Raw genomic sequence first — 7,194 nt, 5'->3', positions numbered from 1 at the left:
CGTCCCCTAGGGGACTCGAACCCCTGTTACCGCCGTGAAAGGGCGGTGTCCTAGGCCACTAGACGAAGGGGACGCAAAACCTTCTATACAACTGATCAGTGCTGAGAGCTGATCGATTCAAGGCCGGTGTGGCCAGACCTTGAACTGTAAAATTGGTGGAGCTAAACGGGATCGAACCGTTGACCTCTTGCATGCCATGCAAGCGCTCTCCCAGCTGAGCTATAGCCCCGATTTATCGCCTGGCGGCGGAGCAGCATCTTGCGACACTGCTTCTGTAAAACTGGCGTCCCCTAGGGGACTCGAACCCCTGTTACCGCCGTGAAAGGGCGGTGTCCTAGGCCACTAGACGAAGGGGACGCAAACCCTTCTATACAACAGATCAGCGCTGAGTGCTGATCGCTTCAAGGCCGGTGTGGCCAGACCTTGAAGTGTAAATTGGTGGAGCTAGACGGGATCGAACCGTCGACCTCTTGCATGCCATGCAAGCGCTCTCCCAGCTGAGCTATAGCCCCTCATCGCTGAGGACGGGGCGAATCTTAATGGCGGATCGAAAAGCTGTCAAACTTATTTTTAAAATATTTCAAAGTTTTTTGCCGACATAACAATCACTTACCGCCCTCCCCCCGGAAAATCAGGGGGAGCGCCGAAGATCGCGATCAAATGATCGCGCCCTTCGGCGGTTGCTGCTGGGTCAAACGTCCTCAGGCGATGTTGCCCAAGAGTTTTTCCCATTCCTTGTTTTCTTTCTTCGACACGCCGCCCAGCAGGTCAATCGCCTGACGCAGGCGGAAACGAGTCAGGTCCGGACCGAGGATTTCCATCGCATCCAGCACCGACACCGAGCTGGCCTGCCCCGTGATCGCCGCGAACATCAGCGGCATGGCGTCACGCAGCTTCAGTTCCAGCGATTCGACCACTGCCTGAATCGTCGCGGTGATGCTGTCCTTTTCCCACTGACGCAGGCTTTCCAGCTTCCACAGGATCAACTGCATCAACTGACGAACCTGATCGCCCGACAGCTTCTTGGATTCGAACAGCTTGGCATCCGGATTCACGCCACCGGCAAAGAAGAACCCGGCCAGCGGAGCCACTTGGCTGAACGTTTCAACCCGGCCCTGAACGTGCGGCGCGATCTTCATCATGTACTCAGGGTTCAGCGCCCAGGTTTGCAGGCGCGAAGCGAACTCTTCCACTGGCAGGTCACGCAACCACTGGCCGTTGAGCCAGGACAGCTTCTCGACGTCGAAAATCGGTCCGCCCAGCGAGACACGGCTCAGGTCGAAATTGTCGACCATTTCCTGCAACGAGAATTTCTCGCGCTCGTCCGGCATCGACCAGCCCATGCGCCCCAGGTAGTTGAGCATCGCTTCCGGCATGAAGCCCATACGCTCGTAGAACGTTACCGAGGTCGGGTTCTTGCGCTTGGACAGCTTGCTCTTGTCCGGGTTACGCAGCAGCGGCATGTAGCACAGCTCCGGTTGTTCCCAGCCGAAGTACTCGTAAAGCAGGATCAGTTTCGGTGCCGATGGCAGCCACTCCTCGCCGCGCAGGACGTGGGTGATGCCCATCAGGTGGTCGTCGACCACGTTAGCCAGGAAGTAGGTCGGCAGGCCGTCGGTCTTCATCAGCACTTGCATGTCCATGCGATCCCATGGGATCTCGACGTCGCCACGCAGCATGTCCGGCACCACGCACACGCCTTCGCTCGGCACTTTCATGCGGATTACGTGAGGTTCGCCTGCGGCCAGGCGGCGCGCGACTTCTTCCTTGGAAAGCAACAACGCACGGCCGTCGTAACGCGGGGTTTCGCCGCGAGCCATTTGCTCGGCGCGCATCTGGTCCAGTTCTTCGGCGGTGCAGAAGCACGGGAAGGCATGGCCCATTTCAACCAGTTGCTGGCAATACTTCTGATAGATATCGCCGCGCTCGCTCTGACGGTAAGGACCGTGCGGGCCGCCGACGTCCGGGCCTTCGCTCCAGTCGATACCCAACCAGCGCAGGGCGTCGAAAATCTGCTGTTCGGACTCGCGGGTCGAACGCAACTGGTCGGTGTCTTCGATCCGCAGGATGAACTCACCGCCATGCTGCTTGGCAAAGCAGTAGTTGAACAAAGCGATGTAAGCGGTACCTACGTGGGGGTCCCCGGTAGGCGATGGCGCGATGCGCGTGCGGACGGTGGTCATGGCAAGTCTCGAATGAAGATAAATCAAAGGGCGAATGGTAACAGGCGATACCCGCCCGGCTCCAGTGAGCAGGGCATTTAAGCCAAGTTTGCGCCTACAACGCGCGTATCCCCGGGTGAATGGCCGAATATCAGCCGATGGCATTTACCGCTTGTCGGCTGTATGACAGATTCACCAGCTGATAACTTTCCTTACAATTTCTCGACTACAGTCTGCCCCATGCCTGCCCAACTCAAGCGTCGCCTGTTTATTTTCCTGTTGCTCGTCCTGCTGATTGCCGGGGGTTTCTTTGCCCAGTGGTTCTTCAAGGGACGGTTTTATGAAAGCACCGACAACGCCTATGTCCAGGGCGAGATCACCCGTGTCTCGAGTCAGTTGGGCGCGCGCATCGACCAAGTACTGGTGCACGACAACGAGCACGTCGAGAAAGGCCAGCTGCTGATCAAGCTCGAAGGCGCCGATTTCAACCTCGCCGTCGACCGCGCCAACGCGACACTCGCCACCCGCCAGGCCGAACGCCTGCAAGCTCAAAGCAAACTGACCCAGCAATCGAGCCTGATCGCCGCCAGCGAAGCGCAGGTCGCGTCCAGCCAGGCCAGCCTCGGCCGCTCGCTCATCGATTTGACCCGCGCCCAGACCTTGCGCAAACCCGGCTACATCTCGGAAGAACGGGTGACCACCCTGTCCGCCGACAACCACATCGCGCGCTCGCAAGTGGCCAAGGCCCAGGCCGACGCTCAGGGCCAACGCCAGCAGGTCAACGCACTGAATGCCGAGATCAAGCGCCTCGACGCGCAGATCGCCAACGCCAAGGCCGACCTCGCGCAAGCCGAACTGAACCTGACCCGCAGCGAAATCCACGCGCCGATCAGCGGCCTGATCGGCCAGCGTGCTGCCCGTGAGGGCCAAGTGGTGCAGGCCGGCGCGTATTTGCTGTCGATCGTCCCGGACCAGGACATCTGGATTCAGGCCAACTTCAAGGAAACCCAGATCGGCCACATGCAGCCCGGCCAAAGCGCCGAGCTGACCTTCGACGCCTACAGCGACACGCCGATCAAGGCACGCGTCGACAGCCTGTTCGCCGCGTCGGGCGCGCAGTTCAGCCTGTTGCCACCGGACAATGCCACCGGCAACTTCACCAAAGTCGTACAACGGATTCCGGTAAAACTGACGTTCGACGCGGACAATCCGCTGCGCGGCAGGATCCGGCCGGGCATGTCAGTCACCGCCAAAGTGAACATCAAAGACGCCCCTGGCGATGGCCGGTGATCAACTGATCCGCCCGGTCGGCGAACCGACCCGGCGGGACTGGATCGCAGTCATGAGCGTGATGCTCGGCGCCTTCATGGCCGTGCTTGATATCCAGATCACCAACTCCTCGCTCAAAGACATTCAGGGCGCCCTGTCGGCCACCCTGGAGGAAGGTTCGTGGATTTCCACCTCGTACCTGGTGGCGGAAATCATCATGATTCCGCTGACCGCCTGGCTGGTGCAATTGCTCTCGGCGCGGCGACTGGCGGTGTGGGTTTCACTGGGATTCCTCGCCTCCTCGCTGCTGTGTTCCATGGCGTGGAGCCTGGAAAGCATGATCGTCTTCCGCGCCATGCAAGGCTTTACCGGCGGCGCGCTGATCCCGCTGGCGTTCACCCTGACGCTGATCAAACTCCCGGAACATCACCGCGCCAAAGGCATGGCCATGTTCGCCATGACCGCCACCTTCGCGCCTTCCATCGGCCCGACGCTGGGCGGCTGGCTGACCGAGAATTGGGGCTGGGAATACATCTTCTACATCAACGTGCCGCCGGGCCTGATCATGATCGCCGGCCTGATGTATGGCCTCGAAAAGAAGGAAGCGCACTGGGAGCTGCTCAAAAGCACCGATTACATGGGCATTCTCACCCTTGGCGTCGGACTCGGTTGTTTGCAGGTGTTTCTGGAGGAAGGCCATCGCAAGGACTGGCTGGAATCGAACCTGATCGTAGCCCTGGGCAGCATTGCGCTGATCAGCCTGATCACCTTTGTGATCGTGCAGTTTTCCAAGCCCAACCCGCTGATCAACCTCGGCATCCTGCGCAACCGCAACTTTGGCCTGTCGAGTATTTCCAGCCTGGGGATGGGGGTCGGGTTGTACGGCTCGATTTATCTGTTGCCGTTGTATCTGGCGCAGATCCAGAACTACAACGCCCTGCAGATCGGCGAAGTGATCATGTGGATGGGCGTGCCGCAGCTGTTTCTGATTCCGCTGGTGCCCAAGCTGATGAAGTACATTTCGCCGAAGTGGCTGTGCACGCTGGGATTCGGCTTGTTCGGGCTGGCGAGTTTTTCATCGGGGGTGCTGAACCCGGACTTTGCCGGACCGCAGTTCAATCAGATCCAGATCATCCGCGCGCTCGGCCAACCCCTGATCATGGTCACTATTTCGCTGATCGCCACCGCGTACATCCTGCCGCAGGACGCGGGCTCGGCGTCGAGCCTGTTCAACATCCTGCGCAACCTCGGCGGCGCGATTGGCATCGCCCTCCTCGCCACGCTGCTGGATGCGCGAACCAAGACCTACTTCGATTACTTGCGCGAAGCCATCGTGCCGAGCAATCCACAGGTGGCCGAGCGGCTGGCGTCAATGGCGGACCGGTTGGGCAATGAGACGGCGGCGCTGGGGAAAATCAGTGAGATTGCGCATCAGCAGGCGTCGATCATGGCTTACAACGATGCGTTTCACTTTGTCGGGATTGCGTTGGGGGTGAGCATGCTCGCAATCTTGCTGACCAAGAAATTGCCGGAGGGGATTAAGGCAGGGGAAGCACACTAGTCAAGACCTGCGGAGCTCAGGCGACCGTTTTCGCGAGCAGGCTCGCTCCCACAAGGTTCAGTGTAATCCCTGTGGGAGCGAGCCCGCTCGCGAAGAGGCCATCCCAGGCACTGCAAAATTCAGACAGTGATCAACCGCTCCCGCAACTTGCCAATCTCATCACGCATCTGCGCCGCCGCTTCAAACTCCAGATCACGCGCCAACGCGTACATCTTCTCTTCCAGGGCTTTGATACGCTTGGCGATCTCACCCGGCGAGCGCAATTCCGCTTCGTACTTGGCGCTCTCCTCGGCAGCCTTGGCCATGCCTTTGCGCTTCTTGCTGCGCGAGCCTGGCACGGTGGCACCTTCCATGATGTCGGCGACGTCCTTGAACACACCCTTCGGCGTGATGCCGTTGGCCAGGTTGAAAGCGATCTGTTTGTCGCGACGACGCTCGGTTTCGCCGATCGCCCGCTCCATGGAACCGGTGATGCGATCAGCGTACAAAATTGCCCGACCGTTGAGGTTTCGCGCCGCCCGGCCGATGGTCTGGATCAGTGAGCGCTCGGAACGCAGGAAGCCCTCCTTGTCCGCATCAAGAATCGCCACCAGCGACACTTCCGGCATGTCCAGGCCTTCGCGCAGCAGGTTGATCCCCACCAGCACGTCGAACGTACCGAGGCGCAAATCACGAATGATTTCGACCCGCTCCACGGTGTCGATGTCCGAGTGCAGGTAACGCACGCGAACGCCGTGGTCGGCCAGGTAATCGGTCAAGTCTTCGGACATGCGCTTGGTCAAGGTCGTGACCAGCACCCGCTCTTCGAGCGCGACACGCTTGCCGATTTCCGAGAGCAAGTCGTCGACCTGGGTCAACGCCGGGCGGATTTCGATCTGAGGATCGACCAGCCCCGTCGGACGCACAAGCTGCTCAACGACACGCCCCGCATGTTCCGCCTCGTAATTGCCGGGCGTCGCCGAGACGAAAATCGTCTGCGGGCTGATGCTTTCGAACTCGTCGAAACGCATCGGCCGGTTATCCAGCGCCGACGGCAGGCGGAAACCGTATTCCACCAGCGTTTCTTTACGCGAACGGTCGCCCTTATACATGGCGCCAACCTGCGGCACGCTGACGTGGGATTCGTCGATGACCAGCAAGGCGTCGGCCGGCAGGTAGTCGAACAACGTCGGTGGCGCCTGGCCCGATTCACGGCCGGACAGGTAGCGCGAGTAGTTTTCGATACCGTTGCAATAGCCCAACTCGAGGATCATTTCCAGGTCGAAGCGCGTGCGTTGCTCCAGACGCTGGGCCTCAACAAGCTTGTTGTTGGTGCGCAGATAATCCAGACGCTCCTGCAACTCGACCTTGATCCCTTCGACGGCACCGAGCAGGGTTTCTCGTGGCGTTACGTAGTGGCTTTTCGGATAGAACGTGAAGCGCGGCAGCTTGCGGATCACTTCGCCGGTCAGTGGATCGAAGGCTGACAGGCTCTCGACCTCGTCATCGAACAGCTCGATGCGGATCGCTTCGAAGTCGGATTCGGCCGGGTGGATGTCAATCACATCGCCACGCACGCGGAAGGTCGCACGGGCGAAGTCCATGTCATTGCGGGTGTATTGCAGGTCCGCCAGGCGACGCAGCAAGGCGCGCTGATCGAGTTTGTCGCCGCGATCCACGTGCAACACCATCTTCAAATAGGTTTCCGGGCTGCCCAGACCGTAGATGCATGAGACGGTGGTGACGATGATCGCGTCTTTGCGCTCCAGCAACGCCTTGGTCGCGGACAGACGCATCTGCTCGATGTGGTCGTTGATCGATGCATCCTTCTCGATGAAGGTGTCCGACGACGGCACGTAGGCTTCGGGCTGGTAGTAGTCGTAGTAGGAAACGAAGTATTCGACGGCGTTGTTCGGGAAGAACGCCTTGAACTCGCCATACAACTGCGCGGCCAGGGTCTTGTTTGGCGCCAGCACCAGGGTCGGACGCTGCACTTGCGCGATCACGTTGGCGATGCTGAAGGTCTTGCCGGAACCGGTCACACCGAGCAACGTCTGGTGCGCCAGCCCGGCTTCGATGCCCTCGACCATCAGGCGGATGGCTTCCGGCTGATCGCCGGCGGGCTCGAAGCGGGTGACTAGCTGGAATTCAGACATTCGATACCCCTGGGGTCGCGCCTGTCCGGCCAAACCGGACAGCAACGAGAAAGACCGCAAACGACCG

The 7,194-nt window shown here is 60.0% G+C and carries 4 protein-coding genes and 4 tRNA genes; 2 read left to right on the top strand and 6 right to left on the bottom strand.

The window, feature by feature from the left end:
• The 5 genes from AC07N8_RS04380 to gltX all read right to left on the bottom strand — a co-directional run bounded on the left by AC07N8_RS04380 (position 1) and on the right by gltX (position 2,183).
• A tRNA-Glu gene (locus AC07N8_RS04380) sits at positions 1 to 73 on the bottom strand.
• 80 nt (positions 74 to 153) lie between these two features.
• Positions 154 to 229: transfer RNA gene (locus AC07N8_RS04375), tRNA-Ala, on the bottom strand.
• Between the two features lie 52 nt (positions 230 to 281).
• Positions 282 to 357: transfer RNA gene (locus tag AC07N8_RS04370), tRNA-Glu, on the bottom strand.
• A 79-nt stretch (positions 358 to 436) separates the two neighbouring features.
• Positions 437 to 512 (bottom strand) — tRNA-Ala (locus tag AC07N8_RS04365).
• Positions 513 to 701: 189 nt separating this feature from the next.
• A complete protein-coding gene (gltX, locus tag AC07N8_RS04360; protein ID WP_219095866.1) occupies positions 702 to 2,183 on the bottom strand; it encodes a glutamate--tRNA ligase in 1,482 nt (493 codons plus the stop codon).
• 219 nt (positions 2,184 to 2,402) lie between these two features.
• On the opposite strand from gltX, the gene AC07N8_RS04355 reads away from it, so the two are divergent.
• Both AC07N8_RS04355 and AC07N8_RS04350 read left to right on the top strand, forming a co-directional pair.
• On the top strand, positions 2,403 to 3,452 hold the full coding sequence (locus AC07N8_RS04355) for an HlyD family secretion protein (protein WP_493142040.1): 1,050 nt from the start codon (positions 2,403 to 2,405) through the stop codon (positions 3,450 to 3,452).
• Positions 3,442 to 4,992: an MDR family MFS transporter gene (locus AC07N8_RS04350; protein ID WP_493142042.1), complete on the top strand. Its 1,551-nt coding sequence runs from the start codon at positions 3,442 to 3,444 to the stop codon at positions 4,990 to 4,992. Before AC07N8_RS04355 ends, AC07N8_RS04350 begins: the two co-directional genes overlap by 11 nt.
• A gap of 119 nt (positions 4,993 to 5,111) precedes the next feature.
• Here the strand turns inward: AC07N8_RS04350 and uvrB are convergent, their stop codons facing one another.
• Entirely contained in the window at positions 5,112 to 7,127 is a 2,016-nt protein-coding gene (gene uvrB / locus AC07N8_RS04345; protein ID WP_483840163.1) for an excinuclease ABC subunit UvrB, read from the bottom strand.
• Between the last annotated feature and the right edge of the window lie 67 nt (positions 7,128 to 7,194).

The sequence above is a fragment of the Pseudomonas sp. GW821-FHT10C09 genome, from assembly GCF_059415465.1.
This window is presented reverse-complemented; position numbering and strand designations above follow the sequence as displayed.

What these genes read in the sequence shown, in the direction of transcription:
- gltX (WP_219095866.1), bottom strand. Translation starts at nt 2,183, where the DNA reads ATGACCACCGTCCGCACGCGCATCGCGCCATCGCCTACCGGGGACCCC.
- AC07N8_RS04355 (WP_493142040.1), top strand. Translation starts at nt 2,403, where the DNA reads ATGCCTGCCCAACTCAAGCGTCGCCTGTTTATTTTCCTGTTGCTCGTC.
- AC07N8_RS04350 (WP_493142042.1), top strand. Translation starts at nt 3,442, where the DNA reads ATGGCCGGTGATCAACTGATCCGCCCGGTCGGCGAACCGACCCGGCGG.
- uvrB (WP_483840163.1), bottom strand. Translation starts at nt 7,127, where the DNA reads ATGTCTGAATTCCAGCTAGTCACCCGCTTCGAGCCCGCCGGCGATCAG.